The organism is Flavobacterium sp. DSR3-2, assembly GCF_049896525.1.
Taxonomy (GTDB): Bacteria; Bacteroidota; Bacteroidia; order Flavobacteriales; family Flavobacteriaceae; genus Flavobacterium.
The window spans coordinates 202,542-227,713 of the sequence record NZ_JAFCUM010000002.1; the positions used below are offsets into that span (position 1 = coordinate 202,542).

Below are 25,172 nucleotides of genomic sequence, written 5' to 3' on the forward strand. Positions count from 1 at the left end.
ATTCCTAAAGTATTTTATATCACAACTTTTATACAGTTTGAAATTGCATGTTTTTTAATTGTTCCAGATAATCTCTTTGGTTTGATAGTCTCGGAATTTTGTGTTGCCCACCCAATTTGTCTTTGCATTTTAACCAATCGTAAAACAAATTTTTTCGTGCTACATTGATTATCAACGGATTTAATGTCATGTTGTTGTAGCGTTTCGCTTCGTAATCTGAATTTAGAGACTGTATGGATTCATCTAATGCTTTCTGGAATTGCGATACGTCAGTCGGATTATCTTTAAATTCAATCATCCATTCATGGGCGCCTTTTTCTTTGCCTTCCATAAATATAGGCGCAACCGTATAATCAACTACTTCTGTTTGGGTCATTTTACATGCGTTGGCTATAGCCTGATCGGTATTTTCGACCATTAATTCTTCACCAAAAACATTAATGTGATGCTTGGTTCTTCCTGTAACCCGAATTCGATATGGATTCAATGACGTAAACCGAACAGTATCGCCTATCAAATAACGCCACAAACCTGAATTGGTAGTAATTACCAAAGCATAATTTTTGAAAAGTTCCACATCTGCGAGTCGAATTACTTTTTGATTTGGTGTTCCAAAAGTATCCATCGGAATAAATTCATAGAAAATTCCATAATCCAGCATCAACAGTAAATCACTGGAATTATTTAGATCCTGAATGGCAAAAAAGCCTTCAGAAGCATTGTATATTTCGTAATATTGAAACTCCTTTTTCGGAAGTATTTTTTTGTATTGCTCTCGGTACGGTTCAAAATTTACGCCGCCGTGGAAGTACACTTCTAAATTAGGCCAAAGTTCAAACAAATTTCCCTTTCCGGTTTCTTCCAGCATTTTATTCATTAAAACCAACATCCAGGAAGGAACTCCGGCAAAACTGGTTACATTTTCGTTTTTGGTTTCGTTTATTATCGCAGCAATTTTGGTTTCCCATTCGCTCATTAGGGAAATCTTGTTGCTTGGCGTACTACTGAACTCCGCCCAAATGGGCATGTTTTCGATTAATATTGCTGATAAATCGCCAAAGAACGTGTTGTTGTCTTCATAGATTTGCGAGCTTCCGCCTAGACGCAGACTTTTTCCAAGAAACAGTTCTGAATCTTCGTTGTTATTCAGATACAAACACAGTAAATCTTTACTCCCTTTATAATGACAATCTTCCAGGGCTTCATTGCTTACCGGAATAAATTTACTTTTGGCATTGGTTGTTCCGCTTGATTTGGCGAACCATTTTATAGGTGTTTCCCAAAAAACATTTTGTTCTCCTTTGCGGGTTCTTTCAATCAGTGGCTGTAATTCTTCGTAACTAGAAATAGGAATTCTTTCAGCAAAAGTAGCGTAGGAATGTATCGAGGCATACTCATATTCTTTGCCCAGAGCAGTATTTTTGGATGACTGAATTAAATTCATAAGCAATTCTTCCTGAACTTCATTTGGATATTTTAGGAAGAGTTCGATCTGATGAACTCTTTGTTTTAATACCCAAGAGGCAAACGAATTGATTATGGTTAGCGGCATTTTTAAATTATGAATTATGAATTATGAATTATAACTTTACCAAAAATAACAAAATTTGTTTAACTAAATGTGTTAAACTTGAAACTTTAGATAGAATGACTTACGAAGGTGTACTTAAAAAAATGCAAACCGAATTTGGAAACCCAATTCAATATTACTTGGTTTTTGACAATAGTTTTTTGAATGTGAATCAGTTGTTGAATAAAGAACTGGAAATCAATTTTGTGGGGTACCAATGTTTGAATTGTGGCAAGAAGAAAAAAATATTTCGTCAGGGATTTTGTTATGATTGCTTCTATTCCAGTCCAGCGGTAGGCAATTGGATTATGAAACCAGAGTTAAGCACAGCGCATCTTGGGATTCAGGATCGTGATTTGGCTTATGAAGAAAAAGTACAATTGCAACCGCATATCGTCTATCTGGCTTTGTCGAGCGAAGTCAAAGTAGGAGTGACCAGAACAACACAAATGCCAACGCGTTGGATTGATCAGGGTGCAACTCAAGCGATTTCGATTGTGGAAGTTCCCAATCGATACTTAGCAGGAATTACAGAAGTTGCGCTGAAAAATCATTATGCCGATAAAACTAATTGGAGAAAAATGCTGACAAATAATGTCGAACAAATTGACTTAATCGCGGAACGATTAAAGGTTAAAAATCTTATTCCGACTGAAGTTCAGGAGTATTTCTATTCGCAAAAGAATGATTTATATACGATGCATTATCCTGTAATGCAGTATCCAATTAAAGTAAACAGTTTGAGCTTGGATAAAACACCTCAGTTTCAAGGAAAACTTACCGGAATAAAAGGGCAGTATTTGCTTTTTGAAGATGGAACAGTCTTTAATATCCGTGGTTCAGAAGGGTATAGGGTTACAATTGCGGTTTAAGTAATACAATTTTGGGCGTACCCTTTTTTAAAAATAAAAATTTTAAAAAAAAGGTCAGGCTGTCCGCTGTATCTTTTACTCCGCTGCGCTTCATAAAAGGATGCCGCTACCATCCCTTACGCAGGTACAGCTACACAACAACATCATGCTGATATAATCACAAACCACAAATAATGTAGCTGGCCAAAAAAAAGAGGAATTCTATCACGTAAAATTCCTCTTTGTTATATTTTGTAAAGTTGCTTTAGTTTACTTTTATCGTATCGGCCGCTTTTCTTTTCTTATTAAACAATCCATTTAATAATTCTGTAGCCTTGGCCTTTACCTCTTCTTTTGTTGCGGGAGTGGCCGTTTTTGTCGTATCTCCAGGTTTTTTGTTTTTATTAATATAATCCGTCAAAGCCGACGTTCCTTGTTTTACTAGTCTGTCTTTTTGTTGGTTTACTAATTGAGTAGTCAATTTAGTCACCGCGCTATTGATGTCGGTTGTGATTTTTGGATTTGTAAAATTACCCACTAACACAGCATTTATCGGAAAGCTTTCTAATTTTGCAGCATCGGCAGCCGATAATTTTGCTGTCAAAGCATTCGCCTCTGACCCCAAATATTTAGCGGGAACATTAAATTTCAGATTGTAATTCATGCTTTGGTCAAAACCATGCGTACCTCCAATAGTCGCTTTGATGTCTTTGTACTTGATATCAAATGGTTTGACATTTACTTTTCCATCTTTGAACGTTATTGCCGCTTTCAAATCATTCAAATTGATTTTACTTACGTCAATAAATTTCAAGTTAGCACCTAAAGCGTTCAGCAAAGTCGAATTGCTTGAATTGACTGTCGTTGAAAGCAGTTGCCCTAATAAATCTCCGGTTAGCGTTGCCAAGTCTGGAGTCAATTGTGTTGCATCAAGATTTCCATTCAATTTGATGCTTGAATTTAATTTTCCATTGATTATTCCGGCGATTGGTGCAATTTTTTTCAGCATATTTAATTGGGTGAACGATTGTGCAATATCAACTTGATTTAGTTTCAAATCCATATTGAATACCGGCGTTTTTCCTTTTGTGGAAACAGCACCATTTATGCCAATTGTTCCACCAAAAATAGATGTTTTTACATTTTCTAAAGTCACTTTTTCGTCTTTCACGATGAGTTTTCCCGAAACATCTTTCAGAGTCAGATTATCATATAGAACTGTAGTTGCTTTTGCGGTAAGCGTACAATTTAAAAAAGCAGGAATCTTCATTGCGTCTGCTTTTTTAGTTGCTGTTTTAGTCCCAACTTTCGTAGTTTCACCAGTTGTCATAAAATCATCAACGGCTAATTGTTTAGAATTCATGTTGAAGTTTCCCTTCAATTCTTGGTTTCTAAATATAAAACCGTAAAAATTCTCTAAAACTCCCGTTACACTAATGTCACTTTTTCCTGTGGTTGCGTTCAACTCTTTCAAATTGACCTGATTGGGATTAAATTGAACCAGCGCATTGCTGATATTCATTGTTTTTCCGTTTTCATCCATGTAGTTGAAACCAGACAAACTCATCGTTCCTGCATTGTTGATATTTTGATATTGGCTTTTTTCCACCGACTCCATATCAAATTTAGTAGTGACATTAGCATTTAAAATCCCCGACAATGGTTTGTATAACTTTATAGGATAGGCCTTGGAAAGACTGGCTAAATTGATAGTTCCTTTTAAAGTGGCATCAACAATTGCATTTTGTGTTATGTTGCGGATGTTGGCTTTAGCATTGAAAACATCTTGGTCAATTTTGAAAGAGAGCTTATCCAAATTGACATACGTGTCATTTAGAATTCCTGTTTCGTTGATGATTTTAGTGTCAATAATTATATTTTGAACTGTTTTTGGTAAGTTAGGATACTTAAAGGAAGCGTTATTTGATGTGATTTGAACATTAAATTTTGGCACCGTTGTATCTGTGTAAAAGCCTTTTGCAAAACCCATCACAGTAAAATCTCCGGTTGTTTTCACGTTATGCAAACTCGCGGCATACGCTGCAGGGATAATTCCCAAGAAATTCTTGAAGGAAGAAGTTGGAGTTTTAAATTTCAAATCATATTCTTGACCGGCCTCGACCATTTGAATAAATCCATCAAATTCCAACGGCAATTGATTGATTAATGCCTTGTTTTCTTTGAAGGTGTATTTACTTTTTTCTAAATCAATTCCTAAAACTGCGTTCAGCGTCAAGGCAATATCTTTCATGTAATTGACTTTGTCGATGTCCAACGTAATTTTAGCAGTTGACTTGGTAACTAAATCCAGTTTTTGTGCTGCAAAATCTCCTATGCCTTCATGATTAATGCTGTCAATAACCATTTTGATTTTAGATTTTTCGTCAAAGTAGCGAAACTTATAATTCACAATGTTGTAATTCTCAATCTTCAATGATAAAGGTCCGTTTTTGCCGCTCTTTTCATTTTCTTTATTTTTTTTTGCGATGTCGTAATTTCCGATTCCATCTTTATTGAAAATGATATTGATTAATCCATTTTTTGAAGTAATTCCATCAATATTGATGGCTTCCTCTTTGCCTTTAAATAATTCTTTGATGGACATTTTTAGATCCACTTCGCCTAATGAAACTAAAGTATCTCCTTCAAAAGGTGCTTTGTTTATAATTACTAATTGATCCAGCGAAACATTCGCACTGGGAAAACTTTTAATTAAACTTAAATCCACATCCGAAAAAGTAACTTTTGCATCCACTTTTTCATTGATAGCTTCGGCAATTTTAGCTTTTATCTGATCTTCAAAAAAGTAAGGAATAGCAAATAATGCTATAAAGAATAGGATAATCAGGACTACAATAATTTTTAAAATTGTTTTTAGCATAATTTGATTCTCTTTAGATTTATAAATTCAGCAAAAATAATGCCCGCTCTCGATAAAAATAGTGGTTTATGATTAAGAAAAAAGTATTCATTGCATTAGTAGCGGTATGTCTGCTTTTAATGTGTATTCTTGAATTAAAAAAAAATCCGTTCAAATGATCATTTAAACGGATTTTCATCAGGTATTTTTAAAAATTAATTGATATTAATTTCAAACGGCATGATGGCTTGGATTCCTTTTCGTGCTTGCAGTTTTTTTATTTCCTGCATAATACGATAATTTTCTTCCCCTATTTCTTCTTTTATGAAATCAGCTTTCGATTTTGCAAAAGGAAGATTAGCTAAAAGATCATCAAAATTCTTCTCATATTCTGGATAATTTTGGGTGCTGTAGCTTTTTACTTTTGCCAAAGAAGCTGCTTTTGCAATCGCATCATCTAAACCTCCAATTTTATCTACAAGTCCAATTTTTAATGCTTCTGCACCAGTCCAAACTCTGCCTTGAGCAATAGCATCAACTTGAGCAAATGTCATTTTTCGACCTTGAGCTACATGTGTCACAAAAGTTTTGTAAATGTGCTCCACACCTTCTAATGTAACGGCTTTAAATTTCTCATCGATTGGCACAAATGGACTGTAATTAGCGGAATTTTCATGTGTTTTAACTTGTTCCGTGTAAATTCCTATTTTAGTAGCCAATGGTGTAAAGTTTGGTAATATTCCAAAAACACCAATAGAACCTGTTATTGTATTTTCTTCGGCAAAAATAGTGTTGGCATTACAAGCGATGTAGTATCCGCCCGAAGCCGCATAATTCCCCATAGAAACTACTACGGGTTTTACTTTTTTAGTCAGTTCAATTTCTCTCCAAATCAAATCTGAGGTCAAAGCGCTTCCACCCGGACTGTCAATGCGAAGTACAATCGCTTTTACATCTTTGTTTTTTCTGGCTTCTTGCAACGAGCGTCGCATAGAACCTTCTCCAATAATGTTTACATCACCTTCGCCTCCCAGAATTTCTCCCTGGGCATAAATAATGGCAATTTCGTCTTTACTGTCGAAATTTTGCGATGTAGTAGCTACTTTTTGAGCATAATCTACAATAGCTACTTTATTGTAATCTTCGTCATTGCCTACTTTAAGCGCTTTTTTTATCGCTTTATGATACACGTCTTCATAAGCAATGATGTCAACTAATTTTTGGGATTTTGCCATTTCTGGAGTTCGGGCAAGAAGTCCATTTGCAATTTGATTCAATTTGGCCACAGATATATTTCTGCTTTTGGAAATGTCAGCGGTGATGGAACTCCAAACTGAATTTAACAAGGCGGTAGTTTGTTCTCTGTTGGCATCGCTCATTTTATTTTCTAAAAATGGCTCAACGGCACTTTTGTATTTTCCATGACGTATTACTTCTATTTTCAATCCTGATTTTTCCTGAAAGTCTTTAAAAAACATAATTTCAGAGGACAATCCCTTGAAATCCATTTCTCCAACGGGATTTATATATATTGGATTGGCAACGGAATTTAGGTAATATTCTTTCTGAGAATACGAATTGGCATAAGCCATAACGAATTTCCCAGATTTTTTAAAGCTCTCCAACGCATCTCTTAAAGCTTTGCTTTGCGCCATTCCTAATGACGAAGCATTGTTTAATATAGAAATACCTCTTATGTCATTGTCCGTTTTGGCTTCTTCAATGGCATTAATAATGTCTGACAGACCTACTTTTTTGTTTTCTGAAAAGATAGTCATCCACGGATCTTTATATTTTCCGGCGTAATCATTTCTTATGTCTTCCAAATCCAATTCGATAACCGAATTGCTTTTTACCGTTACACCTTCAGATTCACCTTCAAATATAGCTCCTATTAGGATGACTCCAAAAAAGAATAACATAAAAAAAACAAAAATACCTACAAGTGTCGCTAATACATTCCCTAAAAATTTCATAATTATATTTTTTTAATAGGTCGCAAAAAACGTAGAAATGTTACAAACAATTAGTTAGAATTTCCAAGTTTAATTATCAACACAGGATGCAAATATATTGCTAATTCTAAAATTCTTTTAGTTAATTTGCACTCAATTATGAAATCACAACATCAGGTCATTTTATCGATAGGAAGCAATCAAGGCAATCGTTTGGAAAACATCGAGCGTTGTTTAAAATTGATACATCAAGAAATTGGCACTGTAATCAAAGTTTCCAGATTATATGAGTCTCCGGCTTGGGGTTTTGAAAGTGATGCTTTTTATAATTGTGCGCTGGTTTTACACACATTTACGTCAGCACATAAAATTCTGGCTCAAGTTTTAAAAATCGAAAAGCGTTTGGGTCGCTTGCGAAATAAAACTCAAGAATACCAATCGCGTACGATTGACATTGATTTAATTGCTTTCGATTCAGAAATTATTGCTACCGAAAAACTCCAAATTCCGCATCCTCTAATGCAAAATAGGAATTTTGTTTTGCTACCAATTCAGGATTTAAATTTAGATTGGAAACATCCCATTCTTCAAAAAAATATTTCGGAATTATTGGTGTTGTCGCCGGATGAAAGTATTTGTACAATTGTTCAGAATTTGGAAAATCCATTGCAGAGTATTCCGTTGGAGCAATTTAATTATGTTGCTTTTGAAGGGAATATTGGTGCGGGAAAAACAACGTTGGCTACAAAAATTTCCGAGGATTTTAATGCGAAAACAGTATTGGAACGTTTTGCCGACAATCCATTTTTACCCAAATTTTACAAAGATCAAAATCGATATGCGTTTCCACTTGAAATGTCATTTTTGGCTGACCGATACCAGCAATTATCAGATGATTTGGCGCAATTTGATTTGTTCAAAGACTTTCTGGTTGCCGATTACCATATTTTTAAGTCGTTGATTTTTGCCAAAATAACTTTGGCCGAAGACGAATATCGTTTGTACCGCAACCTGTTTGATATTATCTACAGAGAAATGCCAAAACCGGATTTGTATATTTATTTGTATCAAAATTCAGAAAGGTTGCTACAAAATATTAAGAAACGCGGCAGAAGCTACGAACAAAAAATTCCAGCCGAATATTTGGACAAAATCAATAGCGGTTATTTGGATTATATTAAATCACAAAATGATTTGAATGTTCTGATTATTGATGTTTCTGATAGGGATTTTGTAAAAAATCAAGAAGATTATCTTTATATTTTAGATGAAATTCAAAAGAAGATTAAGTTTTAGAATTTGAAGTTTTATAAATTATCTTTTGAGGGAAAAATGGCCCCTTTTTTCAGGACTTCCCGCATCAATTTTTAATACATACCAATAATCCGAAGCGGGTAACAGTTTCTTATTAAAAGTTCCGTCCCAAGAGGGTTTAGCTGCGTTTAATTTCGTAATTAATTTACCATACCGATTAAAAATGGTTACTTCTGCCTCAGGATAATTTATCAACCCTTTTATTTCCCACACATCATTGTATGAATCGTTATTTGGCGTAAAAAACTTTGGAGCTATCAGTATAGTAAATGCTGCACTATCAATTCCGCATAAATTTATTTCTTTTGCAAACGCGGTTTGCAAACCGCTCGTTACATTAAAAAACACATTCGAACTTTGATAATTGATTCCGTCAACAGAAAATTCAAAATAGTCTTTTGTATTTTTTAAATAAATTACAACCGTAGTTTCGTTGACGTCGATTCTGTCGATCTCCGGAGTATCATGTTCAACTACAGTGATTTTTTTGGTACTGCTACAGTTGGCACTATTTGTTATTTTTACATTATAAGTATTGGGAGTTGTAACCTGAATTGTCTTTGTGGTTTCACCGGTGGACCATGAATAAGTCATGTTAGGGATTACTGCATCAAGAGTTAAGCTGCCAGATTTACAAAGTATTAATTCTTGGTCAGTAACTACCGGAGAATCGTAAATTATAATGTCAACAGCAACTCGATTCCCATTAGTACATCCGTCATTTACGGCTTCTGCGTAATAGGTTGTGTTTTGAGTACTATTTGGAACATCTAAACTTGTTCCAGTTCCTAGAATTGCACCGCCGGTTAAACTTGAATACCAGTTTATATTTCCGGTATCAGTGGTTGCTTGAAGTGTTACAGCTCCTGCTCCACATCTTGAAACTGTCGCATTGGTTGATGTTATGGTAGGAATTTTGTTTATGGTGGCTGTAACTGCAGTTCTGTTTGTGGGGCAGCCGGCATCAACATAATAGGTTTTTGTTGTGTTTAAAAAAGGGGTGTTGTACGTGTTGCCAGTGTATAAAAAGTTCCCACCGCTTGCCGCGTCATACCAATTTATGGTTCCGCCAAAGGCAGATGCTTGAAGTGTAACAATCCCTGAGTTACATCTTGACGCAGGAGTTGTTGATATTATTTGAGGAATTGTTATAATGGTGCTCGCTGAGATTTCAAGAGTTGGGTCATTCGGCATACCGCCGTATTCCACAATATATCCTTTGGGTTGATAATTTCCGTTTGCATCGCCATTTAATTGTAAATCATTCCAAGATCCCGGTGTTCCAACACCTGGTGCAGTTATGTGAGCATAGTGTTCTATACCGTTGCTATTGTTTGGTTCTCCAATATTCCAAAAAGAAAAAGTAGGACTTGATCCATTGATGGCTCCATTCCAAAACGTCACTCTGTCAACTGCTGGTCCCGTTACCCATTTCCAAACACCTTCTGTTTCTGTATCGCTACCACCAATCCATCCCGCACCAGGAGCTTGTTTTCCTGCTAATTGTGCTTCATCAGCGGCGGTGATTGTTGCTAAATATCCTTGAAGTCCAAAATACACACTCGTTTCAGCTGCTGCTTTTGCCGAATTCCAATTAATTCCTAGATTTGAAATATATTGATAATAATGACCATTTCTGGGTAAGTAGTTAGCTTGTCCAAGAGTGATTGAAAAGTTTCTGGTACCAGATGGAGTAGCCGAGGAATTACTGAAAGCAACATCTTTGATGGCTTTTACAAAGTCAGTATATAGTACTTTAGTTCCCGGAATTATATTGGATAATTTTAGTTTTCCTTCAAGAGGAGCCCATTCTGAGGCAATATTGGGGTGGAGTGCAAGATTATTTAATCTAAGTTCGTCCTGTCCATTAATATATCCTGAAGAAATTTGAATGTAGATTTCTTCAGTTCCGGTGTCAGTGGCATTTGCACCAGTTATATTTACGTCTGTCACTATTTTTAGTGCAGTTTGTGGACAGTAATTTTGATTGCCGGTGGCGGTGATTCTTGGAGCATTAGCTGTAATAGATGATTTTATTATTTCTTGTGGAGTGATAAAGCAGTTTTTATCACAGTTACAAAAGGGAATGGCAGAATAAGTAGCCATTGGTGCAAATAATAAAAAAGCTATTGTTATTATTAAGAAAGTATTATTTCTCATACGATACAGTATTGCGGTCCCTATTTTTTTTAAAATCTTTTATTTCGGCCAATTCATTTTTTGAAATAAATCCCAAACCACAATTCCTGCACTTACGGAAATATTTAAAGAATGTTTGGTGCCTAATTGTGGAATTTCGATACATCCATCACACAATGCAACTGCTTCCTGAGAAACACCATAAACTTCGTTTCCAAAAACTAAAGCATATTTCGCTCCTTTTACAACTTCAAAATTTTGAAGAAAAACGGCACTTTCTACTTGTTCTATGGCCAGAGTCATTATATCTTCCGTTTTTAATTTTTCGATAACTTCAAGAACATTTTCCCGATGTTCCCAAGTCACTGTTTCTGTTGCGCCAAGTGCTGTTTTATGAATTTCCTTGTTGGGAGGTGTGGCTGTAATTCCACACAAATATATTTTTTCAATTAGAAACGCATCGGCAGTTCTAAAAACAGAGCCAATATTATGTAAACTTCTAATATCATCTAATACCAAAATAAGTGGTGTTTTTTCAGATTTTTTAAAAGCTTCAATGGATTTTCGTTCCAGTTCGCTGTTTTCAAGCTTTCTCATACTTTGTAAATTATTCAAAAAAAAAGCTTCCGAAGTTAATGGAAGCTTTTTTGTGTATTTAATTATAATTTAGCTTTTCGATGCGTCAGCAGCTAAAACATTTCCTTTTATTGTAAGTGTTTTACTTGGTACAACTGCATTAGTTGTCAAGGTAACTGTTTTTGTAAATGCCTGACCCGCTCTTGACGTGTCATATTTTACTCCAATAACACCTTTTGCACCTGGAGCAATTGGCTCTTTTGGATACGTTGGTACAGTACAACCACAAGAACCTTGAGCATTAGTTATGATCAATGGCTTGTTACCGTTGTTAGTAAATACAAATTCACGACGACCGTCAGAGTTGTATGCAACATTACCGTAGTCAATAGTTTCTGTAACGAAAACCATTCCAGCACCATTTACTTTAGCAGTGGCGGCTTTAGTATTTGTTGCTTTTAATTTTTTTGATGTTTCCTGCGCATTAGAAGTAGTAACTCCTAAAACAACTAGCATGGCTAGAGCAATTATTTTTTTCATGTGTGTTTAATTTTAAAAAGATTTACAAATGTATATAAAAATTAGAATCTACGCCTTAATTTTTTCTTAAAAAAATAGTTTAATTTTTTGAAGTGGTAACATATTTATTTAAAAATCGATAAATTCGCCCAATATTTTTAATTTTTCAAACAGTAAACCATTGGCATCTAAAGATAAAATAGTTAAGGAGACACCGTTAATGAAACAATACAATGAGATTAAAAGGAAGTATCCTGATGCTTGTCTTTTGTTTCGTGTGGGCGATTTTTATGAGACATTTGGAGAAGATGCTGTACGTGCTTCTAAAATATTAGGAATTGTATTAACCAAGCGTGGAGCGGGTTCTGAGACAGAAACTGCCCTTGCCGGTTTTCCACATCACTCCTTGAATACGTATTTGCCCAAATTAGTCAAAGCAGGTCTTCGTGTGGCAATTTGTGATCAGCTTGAAGATCCAAAAATGACTAAAACCATCGTAAAACGTGGTGTTACAGAACTGGTAACTCCAGGGGTTTCCATGAACGATGAGGTTTTGCAGTCGAAAACTAATAATTTCTTGGCTTCCATTTATTTTGCCAATAAATCTATAGGAATTTCCTTTCTGGATGTTTCCACTGGAGAATTTTTAACGGCGCAAGGGAACGCCGAATATATTGATAAGTTGTTGCAGAATTTTAATCCCAGTGAAGTTCTGATTCCAAAAAATAATAAGAGTGATTTCCGGGAAATTTTCGGAGACGATTATCACAGTTTTTATCTGGAGGATTGGATTTATAAAGAAGATTACGCATTCGAAACCTTAACTAAGCATTTTCAGACGATTTCGTTGAAAGGCTTTGGAATCGAAGAATTGAAAGAAGGAATTATTGCCTCGGGAGCCATTTTGTATTATTTGTCGGAAACACAACACAATAAAGTTCAACATATCACAGCGATTCAGCGTATTGCAGAAGATGCTTACGTTTGGATGGACCGTTTTACCATTCGCAACCTGGAGTTATATCATAGTTACAATCCAAACGCGGTTACGCTGCTGGATGTGATTGATAAAACGCTTTCGCCAATGGGTGGTCGTTTGTTGAAACGTTGGCTCGCGTTACCGTTAAAAGACAGTCAAAAAATTCAGAGTCGGCACCAAGTGGTTTCGTATTTAAAAGAGAACCAAAGCGTTCTGAAAAACATTCAAAATCAAATAAAGCAAATTTCAGATTTGGAACGTTTGATTTCGAAAATTGCAGCTGGAAAAGTATCGCCTCGCGAAGTGGTTTATCTAAAAGAATCGTTAGATGCTATTATTCCGATAAAAACCTTGGCATTAGAAAGTCCGCAAGAAGCAGTAAAAGTTATTGGAGACAGTTTGCACAGTTGCGAATTGCTTCGGGAGAAAATAAAAACGGTTTTAAATCAAGATGCGCCTGTGGCTATTGCCAAAGGGAATGCGATTGCCAAGGGAATCAATGCCGAATTAGATGATTTACGAGCGATATCTACTTCCGGGAAGGAATTCTTGGAAGGAATTGAGAAACGAGAATCACAGCTAACGGGAATATCCTCTTTGAAAATTTCCTTTAATAATGTTTTTGGATATTACATTGAAGTCAGGAATATGCACAAGGATAAAGTGCCGACTGAATGGATTCGAAAACAAACCTTAGTCAATGCGGAACGCTACATTACTGAGGAATTAAAAGAATACGAAACTAAAATCCTGGGTGCCGAAGAGAAAATTCATAAAATAGAAGTAGAGTTATTCGAACAATTAGTCAATTGGATTGCGACGTATATTAAACCCGTTCAAATGAATGCCAATCTGATAGCCCAGTTGGATTGTTTGTGTTCTTTTACCCAATTGGCTATTGAAAATAAATATGTTTGTCCAGAACTAGACGAAACATTTGAACTGGAAATTAAGAACGGAAGACATCCTGTTATCGAAAAACAATTGCCGGTTGGCATGCCTTATATCGCCAATGATGTTTTCTTGGATCGTGAAACGCAACAATTGATTATGATCACGGGGCCTAATATGTCTGGAAAGTCGGCTATTTTGCGTCAAACTGCATTAATTGTGCTCTTGTGCCAAATGGGGAGTTTTGTCCCTGCTGACAGTGTGAGAATGGGAATTGTCGATAAAATATTTACCAGAGTAGGAGCCAGTGATAATATTTCGATGGGAGAATCTACTTTTATGGTTGAAATGAATGAAACAGCCTCCATCTTAAACAACATTTCCGATAGAAGTTTGGTGCTGTTGGATGAAATTGGAAGAGGAACGAGTACCTATGACGGAATTTCAATCGCGTGGGCAATTGCAGAGTTCTTACACGAACATCCTTCGCAACCCAAAACATTATTCGCAACGCATTATCATGAGCTGAATGAAATGAGTGAATCACTACCAAGAATTCAGAACTATAATGTGGCTGTCAAAGAATTGAAAGATACGGTGCTTTTTATTCGAAAATTGGTAAAAGGAGGAAGTGCCCATAGTTTTGGAATACATGTGGCAAAAATGGCCGGAATGCCTCAAATCGTCATTTTGAAAGCGCAAAAGCTTTTGAAAAAATTAGAAAAGAGCCATTCCAGTGATGCGCTGAACGGAATTAAAGCTGCAAAGGATGGCTCGAGCCTGAAAGGCGAACAGGCGGAGCAAATGCAAATGAGTTTCTTTAATCTTGATGATCCTTTATTGGAGGAAATCAAAGAAGGGATCTTAAATCTGGATATCAATACCATTACACCTATGGAAGCTTTGATGAAATTGAATGAGATTAAAAGAATGTTGACCAGAAAATAGTTTATTTTGTTTTAAAGTTGAGGTTATCAGAACATTAACTTTAATCTGCGATTTTTTTGTAAAAAAGGCTTGTATAATTCAATAAATGTCCTAGATTTGCATCCGCAATACAGAACAAGTATCGCGGTCCGTTCTAAAAATTGAAAATGCGAAAATAGCTCAGTTGGTAGAGCGCGACCTTGCCAAGGTCGAGGTCGCGGGTTCGAGCCCCGTTTTTCGCTCTAACACCTCATATTGCTCGGATGGTGAAATTGGTAGACACGCTGGACTTAAAATCCAGTGAACAGCAATGTTCGTGCGGGTTCAAGTCCCGCTCTGAGTACTAAAAAAGCTTCAAACTTTGTTTGAAGCTTTTTTTATTTTATAATAAATCCACTTAAAATTTTACGACACTCATATAATCACTTAAAGTTGTATTGTTTTTTGATGCAGGGTTAAAATCGTTATTGTGTGATTAGTTTTAATGTTACAATTTATTTCAAAATAAGTTATGGGTGCGTTTGTAATTAGTAAAAGATATAATGACGAATATAAGTTTGTTTTTACTTCCAGAAAGGGAAAGGTTGTTTTTACAAGCTTAAGTTATGAACTGAAATTTGAATGTGAGGAAGACATTGAAAGGTTTAAAGCAGATATTGAATCGGCTAACTTTTTAAAGTTCAAGTCTTCCAGTGGGAAGTTTTACTTTAAATTGATGTTAGGAGGCAATCATTTTGCAACAAGCAGAAAATATACTACTTCATTGCGTTTGCAAAAGGGAATTGATGAAATTGTACGCTATGGATCACTATCCGAAACATTAGACTTTTCAGCTAATGATTTTGTTTTTATCGATTGAATCTTTTAAATAAAGACATAAAAAAAGAGAGTCTCGGTTAGTTGCTGAGACTCTCTTTTTGTTTTTGAAAATCTGTTTCTCGAAAGAGGAGGATTTACAAATTAAAAAAGCCATCTCGCATAGCGGATGGCTTTAAAATTTTTAGAATTTGAGTTCTAATTATTTTTTTACTTCAGCAGCAGCATCAGTTGCAACAGCAGCAGCGTCAGTAGCAGCAGCAGCAGCAGAATCAACAACTTGTGCAGCAGAATCAACTACCATAGCAGCAGAATCAACTACCATAGCAGCAGAATCAACAGCAGTTGCAGAATCCTCAGCAGGAGCGTCAGCTTTTTTACATGATACAACAGTCAATACAGCAACAGCAGCTAAACTTAAAAATACTTTTTTCATCTTAATTTAATATAAAAGGTTAATTATTAATTCGTGGCAAAGATATAAATTTTTTAATATGTAAAATATTTTTTTATTTTTTTTTTAAAAAATAATATTTTTTGTCAACGCTGATACAAAGCTCAATTATTGTGCCAGTTAGAACAAATAATCAATAAATGAATAATATCGTTCTCTTACGCCTCTTTTTTGACTATTTTTGTTTTAAGTTTTTCTTTTTCAGGGATTTACTTTTCTTAGGGTGTACTAATTTTAATTCGCTGATTAAGTTTGTTGCCCCGGCATATTTATCCATAATGAACAAGATATAGCGTACATCGACCATTATATTTCTACAAATACTTGGATCATAGTAAAGGTCACTCATCGTTCCTTCCCAAACCCTGTCAAAATTAAGTCCGACTAAGTTTCCTTGAGCGTCAATTGCTGGGCTTCCTGAATTACCGCCAGTAGTGTGATTTGTGCCAATAAAGCAAACAGGCATTTTGCCATTTGCTCCATACGGTCCATAATCTTTGGTGTTGTATAAGTCCACTAATTTTTTAGGAACATCAAATTCATAATCCCCAGGGATGTATTTTTCCATAACGCCGTCTAAATACGTTATTGGAGTATAAACGGTAGCATCTTTTGGTTCATATCCTTTTACTTTTCCGTAAGTTACTCGTAAAGTACTGTTGGCATCAGGAAAAATGCGGCTTTCAGTATTCAATTCTAATTGGGCTTTCATATACGTGCGTTGCAATGCCGTTATAGTTAAGTTAATTTCATCGTATTTTGGTGCAACTTCTTTTGAATATTTATCGGCTAATTCTTTTACAAGCAGGAAACCGGGATCATTATTTAAATTCGTTAAAACAGTTCGGGTATCACCAGACAGCAATTGTTTTAGACCAGCATAATTTTGAAGTTTGGATTTTGTATATATTTCCGAAGCCAAATTTTTAGCATTCACTTTTGCCAAACTTTGCGGTAAAAATTGTTTTGGAGATTTTGTCGCATACAATTCAATCAATTGCTCAAAAACTTTTTCATCTACAGTTGCATTGAAATTTTTATAAAAATCAGCCAATGCGGTTATTAAATTGTTTTTTCGGTCTGTGAAGGATTGTTCTCCTTTTGCTTTAAAAACTTGTTCCAATTGATACAACTTGTAACCTGTACTGAGCAATTCGGTATTACGCAATACCACTTCCGTGAAATATTCTCTTGATACTGCGTAAGGAGCGATTTCTGCGTAGTATTTGTCAAAATCCGCCAACAGCGTTCCATATTCTTTTTCTTTGCCCGCTTTTGCTATTTTTTGCTGAAAAGCCTTTTCAGTTTCTCTTTTTACGGCAACAGCATTTGATTTTTTTAATCCTTGAGTTTCGCCAATCCATTTTTTCCAATAATTGGCAATACTCGCGTATTTTGAAGCGTACTGAATTTTAATGGCATTGTCTTTTCGCATAAAACCATCGGCAACTTTCAAGGCTTTGTCCCTGATTTCGATTTTTGCAGGATTCAGTTCGTTTACAATTTGTTCAATCGCAACCGAAGGTAAATATTCGCTTGTTTTTCCCGGATATCCAAAAACCAATGTAAAATCATCTTCGGCTACGCCATCCAGTGAAATAGGGAAGAAATGTTTGGGAGTGTAAGGCACATTGTCTTTTGAATAGGCAGCTGGGTGATTGTTTTTGTCAGCATAAATTCTAAACAAAGAAAAATCTCCGGTATGACGCGGCCAAACCCAGTTATCAGTATCAGAACCAAATTTCCCGATAGAGGACGGCGGCGCACCAACTAAACGCACATCAGTAAAGGTTTCAGTCACAAATAGCATGTATTGATTGCCTTCATAAAAGGTACGAATTTTGTTTTCCTGCCAACTTTCCTTTGGCAAAGAGCTGGATAATGCTGTAATATTTTCTTGAATTTTCTTTTGTTTTTCGGCTTCGTTGCTCATGGAAGCAGTTCCTGCCAAAACCAAAGTGGTTACATCTTCAATTTTTACCATAAAAGTAACTGTTAAACCCTCGTTCGCCAGTTCATCTTCCATTTTGTAAGCCCAAAAACCATCGGTCAGATAATCATGGTCTACAGTGGAATGCGATTGAATTTGTGAAAATCCGCAATGATGATTGGTCAGGATCAGTCCTTTTGGGGAAATAACTTCTGAGGTACAGCCCCCGTTAAAATGTGGAACCGCATCTTTCATGCTCGACTGATTTACATCATAAATGTCTTTTACGGACATTTTCATGCCCAGATTTTTCATTTCGGTTTCATTCATTCCTTTCAGCAGCGAAGGAATCCACATGCCGCCTTGCTGGGCTTGTAGCTGAATGACAAATAGTAATAGGAATAATTTTAAAAATTTCATGGTAGCAAATTTAGAGTGTAATTTTAGTTGATTTTGTACTGCATCAATTGCCTTTTGTGTGAGTCAAAACCATTGACAAGATACAATTTTTGTGCATTTTCATTATGCGGTTCCACTTCCAGATAAATCAGTTTTAAAGATAGTTTGTGACTTTCGGTTTTAATAAACGCAATAGCTTCGCTGCCAATTCCTTTTCCTCTCGCTTTTTCGATTATATACAATTCATCTAAAAAACCTATTCTTCCTTGGTATTCAAAACTAAAAATAAAGGTTAGAATTAGATATCCCACAATTTCGTTGTCGGATACAATCAGCCAAGCTTTTCCCAGATTTTCATTGGAAATAAATTCTTGAAACAAAGCTTTGGAAACTTCGACGGAAATGGGATAATCATCAATGGTATAGAATTCCTGCATCATTAAGACGATGGTTTCGATATCAGGAGCAGCCAGAGGTTTAAATTCAATCATGCAGAATGTTTTTTAAAATGATGGCAGTGGCGCCTTTATTCATTTGTACAAAAGTACTGCACATGTGTCCTTTTTCATTTCGGATGTCAGCATTGCGTATCAGGTTTTCAAGGGCTTCATCCAATTCTTTTTGATTGGCAACCGCAACGCAGGCATCCATATTGACCAGCGCGATTGCTTCAGCAAAATGGGAATAGTGGGGTCCAATAATTATTGGAACTCCAAAAGTTGCCGGCTCTAATACATTGTGAACTCCGGGATTTCCAAAACCACCACCCACATAAGCAATATCCGCATAACTGTAGATTTTGGTCAAAATACCAATCGTGTCAATTATAAAAACATCGAAATCAGCGAGATTCTGTCCTTCTTTTCCAGAGAATAAAACAGTTTTTTTGGTGATGCTGTTTTTTAATTGTTGAATTTGTTCGTCCTTTATATTATGTGGCGCAATAATAAATTTGACATTGAAAGTATTCGAATTGATAAAATTCACTATTAAATTTTCATCTTTTGGCCACGAACTTCCCACGACAATAGTGAGTGTGTTGTCTTTAAAATCAGAGATAAAATCCAACGAATTGTCTTTTTCTAAAATTGTGGACACGCGATCAAATCGTGTGTCACCAGAAACAGCAACGTTTGTTTTGCCTAACTGCTGCAGTAATTTTTTTGAAGTTTCATTTTGAACAAAAAAGTATGTGAACGCATCCAGCGCCTCTCGGTAAAAACCGCCATACCATTTGAAAAACAGTTGGTTCTTTCTAAGAATTCCAGAAACCAAATAGGTTTTGATGTTTAATTTTTTGAGTTCTGCTAAATAGTTAGGCCAGTATTCATATTTGATGAAAAACACTAAATCAGGATTTACAAGTTTCAAAAATTGTTTTGCATTTTTCTTAGTATCTAGTGGCAAATGCACCGTAACATCAGCAACGGTATTGTTTTTACGGACTTCATAACCCGAAGGAGAGAAAAAAGTCAGCACGATTTTGTGCGCAGGGAACTGCTCTTTTACCTTTTCAATGACGGGTAAGCCTTGCTCGTATTCGCCTAAGGAAGCGGCATGAAACCAGATTGTTTTGTCAATAGGTTTTATTTTTTGTTCCAAAACAAGAAAAACTATTTTCCTGCCTTCCACAAAAAGTTTCATTTTTGGACTGAAAAACGCTATGATTTCTAATAAAAATCCAGCAAATAGAACCATTAAATTATAGAGAAAAAGCATCATCAAAATTTTGAGGCTAAAATACGTTTTCTTTATATGAATTTCTTCCGCAGCAATATTTAAATTTAAGTTGTCAGGATCTCCCTATTTTATTTCATTGGAATATTATCTTTTTTTACTGTGGGTTGCATTGGTTTCAACTCATAAATAACTATTTTTGTTCTTCGTTTTGAGAAAGTATTTACGGTTTTTAGAAACGGTAATCTTTCGAACATTAAACAAAAATTGCAATGAAAAAAATCCAAATGGTTGACTTGAAAAGTCAATATGAAAAAATAAAAGACAGCGTTAACGTTTCTATTCAGGAAGTTTTAGACACTAACACTTATATTAACGGACCTCAAGTTCATCAATTTCAAAAATCCTTAGAAGAATATTTGGACGTAAAACATGTAATTCCGTGCGCCAACGGAACCGATGCGTTGCAAATTGCCATGATGGGACTGGATTTAAAACCCGGGGATGAGGTAATAACTGCTGATTTTACTTTTGCTGCAACAGTGGAAGTTATTGCTTTACTACAATTGACACCCGTTTTAGTTGATGTGGATATGTTTAATATGAATATTTCCATTGAAGGAATTAAAAAAGCGATTACGCCAAAAACAAAAGCGATTGTGCCGGTACATTTGTTTGGTCGTGCCGCCAATATGGAAGCTATAATGGCAATTGCCAAAGAATACAACTTATATGTTATAGAAGATAATGCGCAAGCGATTGGTGCCAACTGTAAATTTTCGGATGGCACTAAAAAGAAAGCGGGAACGATTGGACACGTTGGAGCGACTTCATTTTTTCCTTCTAAAAATCTTGGATGTTATGGAGACGGTGGAGCGATTTTTACCAATGATGATGCTTTGGCACACAAACTTCGTGGAATTGTAAATCACGGAATGTATGAGAGATACCACCATGATGTAGTAGGCGTAAATTCGCGTTTAGACAGTATTCAGGCAGCAGTTTTGAATGCAAAATTGCCTTTATTAGACGAGTATAGTAAAGCCAGACAAGATGCAGCCAGAAAATATTCAATTGCTTTTGAAGGTCATAAAAATATAGTTGCACCAAGTATTTGTTCCATTTGTGACTGTCACGTTTTTCATCAATATACATTGCGAATCATTGATGCGGATAGAAATGGCTTGATGCAACATTTATTGGATAAAGGAATTCCTTGTGCTATTTATTACCCAATTCCTTTGCATTCGCAAAAAGCATACGCGGATTCCCGTTACAAAGAAGAAAATTTTCCGATAACCAATCAATTAGTATCGGAAGTGCTTTCGTTGCCGATGCACACCGAATTAGAAGACGAGCAAATTAAGTTTATCACAGATTCGGTTCTAGAATATTTAGGATAATTTTAGGAGAGACGCGATTTATCGCGTCTTTTTTATAAAATTTAGGACTTACTAAATCGTATTTGTACAAAATAAGAAATCATGAAAATATTAGTCACAGGTGGTTTGGGTTTCATAGGATCGCATACTGTAGTAGAATTGCAAAACGAAGGATATGAAGTTATAGTTGTCGATAATTTATCAAATACTTCCTTAAGTGTTTTGGACGGAATTCAGAATATCACGGGAAAAATTCCGGCTTTCGAAAAATTAGATTTGCGCGAGAAAGAAAAAGTGCAGGATTTTTTCAAAAGGCATCATGACATTTTAGGTGTCATTCATTTTGCAGCTTCAAAAGCAGTGGGCGAAAGTGTTGAAAATCCATTGTTGTATTATGAAAATAATATAAATGCATTAGTTTATGTTTTGCAGGAACTGCAGCAAAAACCGGAAGCAAATTTCATTTTCAGTTCATCTTGCACGGTTTATGGTCAGGCCGAAAGTATGCCAATTACTGAAAATGCTTCAATTCAAACCGCGATGTCACCTTATGGAAACACAAAGCAAATAGGAGAGGAAATCATTACTGATACGACCAAGGTGACTAATATTAATGCCATTTTGTTGCGTTATTTTAATCCAATTGGGGCGCATCCTTCAACTGAAATTGGGGAATTACCTATTGGAGTTCCTCAAAATTTAGTGCCGTTTATTACGCAAACCGGTTTTGGATTGCGAAAAGAACTTTCGGTTTATGGAGATGATTATCCAACTCCGGATGGAACTGCAGTTCGTGATTATATTCACGTAGTCGATTTGGCGAAAGCCCATGTAATCGCTTTGCAACGTTTATTAAATAAAAAAAACACGGCCAAGGTAGAAACGTTTAATCTGGGAACCGGGACGGGTAGCTCGGTTTTAGAAGTCATTCATACTTTCGAAAAAGTGAGCGGTAAAAAATTGCCCTACAAAATTGTAGGTCGCAGAGAAGGTGATATAACTTCGGCTTACGCCAATACCGATAAAGCGAACGATATTTTGGGATGGAAAGCACAATCTACGCTAGAAGAAGCGATGGCAAGTGCTTGGAAATGGGAACAGAAGATTCGTTCATAGAATAATCCGTGTTCCGTTTTTATTATTCAATATAAAAATAGAATCCCAAATTATCGTGATGATAATTTGGGATTTTTATTTTCTAGATACTCAGGACTATTAATTAAGCATTCGCGGTAACCGCTTCTTTATCTATTTTTCCAATTAATCCGGCTAATACTTTTCCAGGACCTACTTCGGTAAACAAAGTTGCTCCGTCTTTTATCATTTGTTGTACGGATTGTGTCCATTTTACGGGAGCAGTCAATTGAATAATTAAATTTTTCTTGATTTCGCTTGGGTCAGAAACGGCACTTGCTGTTACATTTTGGTACACTGGACAAATAGGAGTTGAGAACGTCGTTGCTTCTATAGCAGCGGCCAGTTCTTCGCGAGCCGGTTCCATCATTGGAGAGTGAAAAGCACCGCCAACAGGCAACAATAATGCACGTTTTGCACCAGCGGCTTTCATCGCTTCACACGCTTTTTCTACTGCTGATGTTTCTCCTGAAATTACTAATTGTCCCGGGCAGTTATAATTTGCAGCTACTACAATTCCGTCAATGGAAGCACAAACTTCTTCAACGATATTGTCAGCCAATCCTAAAACGGCGGCCATTGTTGAGGGTTTTATTTCGCAGGCTTTTTGCATTGCCAAAGCGCGTTGTGAAACCAGTTTTAATCCGTCTTCAAAAGATAAAGCACCATTTGCTACTAAAGCTGAGAATTCACCTAATGAATGTCCCGCTACCATTTCTGGTTTGAAATCCTCCCCTAACGTTTTTGCTAAAATCACCGAATGCAGGAAAACGGCCGGTTGTGTCACTTTAGTTTCTTTTAATTCCTCGGCTGTTCCTTCAAACATGATGTCTGTGATGCGAAAACCTAAAATTGCATTGGCTTTTTCGAATAATTCTTTTGCGAGAGCGGAATTTTCATATAAGTCTTTACCCATTCCTGTGAATTGCGCGCCTTGACCTGGAAATACGTATGCTTTCATGTGTTTATTTTAAAGATTAAAAAAAAATAAAGACTGAAAAATAAATTTCAATCGGAATGCAAAAATACTATTTTTTGCGGTATTGTAAATAGGGTTGTTGTTTTCTTTAAAATTGACACTTTTATTAGTGTAACATTTAGAAATATTAAAGACTAATATCAAACATATCAAAGATTTAAATATTATGCGAAAAATATTCTCAGTTATTTTCCTGCTCTTTTTTGGTTTTTTCTTGTTTTACAACAATCTTCCCGTGATCAATTATGGATTTACTGGTTTTGCTTTTATTTTATTGCTGTTGTTGGTAATAGGGATCTTATTTTCTGCAGGTTTTACTATTTCTCAGCAAACAAAGCAAGTCAAGATTGTTTCCAAGCCCAGCAAGATTTTGTTTGTTTTGGTAGGAGTGCTTTTAGTTTATTGTATTGCGCTACCTTTTGTGACCAGCTTAAAAATGTTTAGAAGCGATTCGTATCAAAAATTAATAGGCGAGGTTAAAAACGGCCAAAAAATAACCAACCACATTGCTCCAATTTCTATTGATAAAATCCGTGTGGTCGATGAGGAACTAGCCCATCTTTTGGGAGAGAAAATTTTAGGTTCCCAACCAGCTTTGGGAAGCCAAGTAGAATTAGGTGATTTTTGTATACAAAAAGTAAATAATAACCTGTACTGGGTTGCTCCATTATTGCATTCGGGTTTTTTGAAATGGTTTAACAACCAAGAGGGAACTGCGGGATATGTTATGGTTTCTGCAACAAATGAACGTGATGTGAAATTAGTTCAGAGTGTAGGAGGGAAGAACATTAAGATTAAATACCAGCAAGGCGCTTACTTTCAAAGTGATATTCACAGACACGTTTATTTTAATGGAAATGCTACAGTTGGCCTGGCTGATTTTACTTTTGAGATTGACGATGTTGGAAATCCGTTTTGGATTGTCACTAAATATGTGAAAAAAATTGGTTTTTCAGGAAAAGACGCAATAGGTGTTGTAGTGGTTGATGCACAATCTGGAGCAATAAACGAATATTCAATTGCTAAAACGCCAAAATGGGTGGATCGAATTCAGCCTTTGGATTTTATAGAAAATCAGTTGAATGATTGGGGTGAATATGTTCACGGCTATTGGAATTTTTCTAATCAGGATAAACTGCAAATTACAGAGGGAATGACATTGGTATATGGAAAAGACAATAAATCTTATTGGTACACAGGATTGACTTCGGTTGGGAAAGAAGAATCTGCAGTAGGTTTTGTTTTGGTGGACACCAGAACGAAGGAAACTACTTTTTATAAACAAAGTGGCGCGACGGAATATGCGGCTCAAAGTTCGGCACAGGGGAAAGTTCAGGAAAAAGGGTATAAAGCATCTTTGCCTATTCCTTATAATATCAATAACATTCCCACGTATGTGATGACGCTTAAGGATAACGGTGGATTGGTGAAAATGTTTGCGATGGTTGCCATTTCAGATTATACAATTGTTGGCGTAGGCAATACGATGCGAGAAACCTTGACCTCGTTTAAAAACGTCTATAATATGGCGGATAATAAAATAAACCCGAATAGTTTGTCCAATAAAAAATCGCTGAAATCAATTGTAACCCGAATCCAGAATGATGTAAAAAACGGGAATAGTTTTTATTATTTTAAAGTCAAAGATTATCCTAATATATTTGTGGGTTCTTCACAAATATCCAATCAATTGCCGGTAACAATTGTAGGCGATAGTGTAAATATTTCTTTTGATGTAGATTTGGAAGAAGTTATTGATATTTCGAGTTTTGAGAATATCAATCTGAAGGTGACTATGAAATTGAAATAACTAAAAAATG

Annotated in this window: 18 protein-coding genes and 2 tRNA genes; 9 read left to right on the plus strand and 11 right to left on the minus strand. The window is 35.7% G+C overall.

Annotated elements, in window-relative coordinates:
* Positions 1-28: 28 nt before the first annotated feature.
* Positions 29-1,552, minus strand: a complete 1,524-nt coding sequence (locus ACP7AV_RS04445) for a GH3 auxin-responsive promoter family protein (protein ID WP_426090919.1) — start codon at positions 1,550-1,552, stop codon at positions 29-31.
* A 95-nt stretch (positions 1,553-1,647) separates the two neighbouring features.
* On the opposite strand from ACP7AV_RS04445, the gene ACP7AV_RS04450 reads away from it, so the two are divergent.
* Positions 1,648-2,442: a DUF2797 domain-containing protein gene (locus ACP7AV_RS04450; protein WP_426090920.1), complete on the plus strand. Its 795-nt coding sequence runs from the start codon at positions 1,648-1,650 to the stop codon at positions 2,440-2,442.
* Between the two features lie 244 nt (positions 2,443-2,686).
* Here ACP7AV_RS04450 and ACP7AV_RS04455 read toward each other — a convergent pair whose 3' ends face one another.
* A complete protein-coding gene (locus tag ACP7AV_RS04455) occupies positions 2,687-5,302 on the minus strand; it encodes an AsmA-like C-terminal region-containing protein (RefSeq protein ID WP_426090921.1) in 2,616 nt (871 codons plus the stop codon).
* 194 nt (positions 5,303-5,496) lie between these two features.
* Complete coding sequence (gene sppA / locus ACP7AV_RS04460) at positions 5,497-7,257, minus strand: signal peptide peptidase SppA (protein ID WP_426090922.1); 1,761 nt, start codon at positions 7,255-7,257, stop codon at positions 5,497-5,499.
* A gap of 138 nt (positions 7,258-7,395) precedes the next feature.
* Here sppA and folK point away from each other — a divergent pair, with 138 nt between their 5' ends.
* Entirely contained in the window at positions 7,396-8,532 is a 1,137-nt protein-coding gene (gene folK / locus ACP7AV_RS04465) for a 2-amino-4-hydroxy-6-hydroxymethyldihydropteridine diphosphokinase (RefSeq protein ID WP_426090923.1), read from the plus strand.
* 18 nt (positions 8,533-8,550) lie between these two features.
* Here folK and ACP7AV_RS04470 read toward each other — a convergent pair whose 3' ends face one another.
* From ACP7AV_RS04470 to ACP7AV_RS04480, 3 genes are all read right to left on the minus strand, one after another.
* The gene (locus ACP7AV_RS04470; protein WP_426090924.1) at positions 8,551-10,710 is read right to left on the minus strand and encodes a T9SS type B sorting domain-containing protein; all 2,160 of its coding nucleotides are present in this window, start codon (positions 10,708-10,710) and stop codon (positions 8,551-8,553) included.
* A 39-nt stretch (positions 10,711-10,749) separates the two neighbouring features.
* Complete coding sequence (locus ACP7AV_RS04475) at positions 10,750-11,286, minus strand: RNA methyltransferase (RefSeq protein ID WP_426090925.1); 537 nt, start codon at positions 11,284-11,286, stop codon at positions 10,750-10,752.
* A 69-nt stretch (positions 11,287-11,355) separates the two neighbouring features.
* Complete coding sequence (locus tag ACP7AV_RS04480) at positions 11,356-11,805, minus strand: DUF1573 domain-containing protein (protein ID WP_426063044.1); 450 nt, start codon at positions 11,803-11,805, stop codon at positions 11,356-11,358.
* A 160-nt stretch (positions 11,806-11,965) separates the two neighbouring features.
* Between ACP7AV_RS04480 and mutS the strand changes: the two genes are divergently transcribed.
* From mutS to ACP7AV_RS04500, 4 genes are all read left to right on the plus strand, one after another.
* Positions 11,966-14,602 (plus strand): DNA mismatch repair protein MutS, encoded by a 2,637-nt coding sequence (gene mutS, locus ACP7AV_RS04485; protein ID WP_426090926.1) that lies wholly within the window; start codon positions 11,966-11,968, stop codon positions 14,600-14,602.
* A gap of 148 nt (positions 14,603-14,750) precedes the next feature.
* Positions 14,751-14,823: transfer RNA gene (locus ACP7AV_RS04490), tRNA-Gly, on the plus strand.
* A 15-nt stretch (positions 14,824-14,838) separates the two neighbouring features.
* Positions 14,839-14,924 (plus strand) — tRNA-Leu (locus ACP7AV_RS04495).
* Positions 14,925-15,092: 168 nt separating this feature from the next.
* Positions 15,093-15,440: a DUF1508 domain-containing protein gene (locus ACP7AV_RS04500; RefSeq protein ID WP_426090927.1), complete on the plus strand. Its 348-nt coding sequence runs from the start codon at positions 15,093-15,095 to the stop codon at positions 15,438-15,440.
* 159 nt (positions 15,441-15,599) lie between these two features.
* Here ACP7AV_RS04500 and ACP7AV_RS04505 read toward each other — a convergent pair whose 3' ends face one another.
* The 4 genes from ACP7AV_RS04505 to ACP7AV_RS04520 form a co-directional block, all read right to left on the minus strand.
* Positions 15,600-15,833, minus strand: coding sequence for a PG1828 family lipoprotein (locus tag ACP7AV_RS04505; RefSeq protein ID WP_091202735.1), 234 nt, complete (start codon positions 15,831-15,833; stop codon positions 15,600-15,602).
* A gap of 193 nt (positions 15,834-16,026) precedes the next feature.
* Complete coding sequence (locus ACP7AV_RS04510; RefSeq protein WP_426090928.1) at positions 16,027-18,201, minus strand: S46 family peptidase; 2,175 nt, start codon at positions 18,199-18,201, stop codon at positions 16,027-16,029.
* Between the two features lie 23 nt (positions 18,202-18,224).
* Entirely contained in the window at positions 18,225-18,671 is a 447-nt protein-coding gene (locus tag ACP7AV_RS04515; RefSeq protein WP_426090929.1) for a GNAT family N-acetyltransferase, read from the minus strand.
* Positions 18,664-19,899, minus strand: coding sequence for a 3-deoxy-D-manno-octulosonic acid transferase (locus ACP7AV_RS04520; RefSeq protein WP_426091107.1), 1,236 nt, complete (start codon positions 19,897-19,899; stop codon positions 18,664-18,666). The genes ACP7AV_RS04515 and ACP7AV_RS04520 overlap by 8 nt, the downstream gene beginning before the upstream one ends.
* A 230-nt stretch (positions 19,900-20,129) precedes the next feature.
* On the opposite strand from ACP7AV_RS04520, the gene ACP7AV_RS04525 reads away from it, so the two are divergent.
* Complete coding sequence (locus ACP7AV_RS04525) at positions 20,130-21,260, plus strand: DegT/DnrJ/EryC1/StrS family aminotransferase (protein WP_426090930.1); 1,131 nt, start codon at positions 20,130-20,132, stop codon at positions 21,258-21,260.
* Positions 21,261-21,341: 81 nt separating this feature from the next.
* Entirely contained in the window at positions 21,342-22,355 is a 1,014-nt protein-coding gene (gene galE, locus ACP7AV_RS04530) for a UDP-glucose 4-epimerase GalE (protein WP_091202726.1), read from the plus strand.
* Positions 22,356-22,458: 103 nt separating this feature from the next.
* On the opposite strand, the gene fabD is transcribed toward galE, so the two are convergent.
* Positions 22,459-23,334 (minus strand): ACP S-malonyltransferase, encoded by an 876-nt coding sequence (gene fabD, locus ACP7AV_RS04535; protein WP_426090932.1) that lies wholly within the window; start codon positions 23,332-23,334, stop codon positions 22,459-22,461.
* A 184-nt stretch (positions 23,335-23,518) separates the two neighbouring features.
* Between fabD and ACP7AV_RS04540 the strand changes: the two genes are divergently transcribed.
* On the plus strand, positions 23,519-25,162 hold the full coding sequence (locus ACP7AV_RS04540) for a hypothetical protein (protein WP_426090933.1): 1,644 nt from the start codon (positions 23,519-23,521) through the stop codon (positions 25,160-25,162).
* The last annotated feature ends 10 nt before the right edge of the window (positions 25,163-25,172 follow it).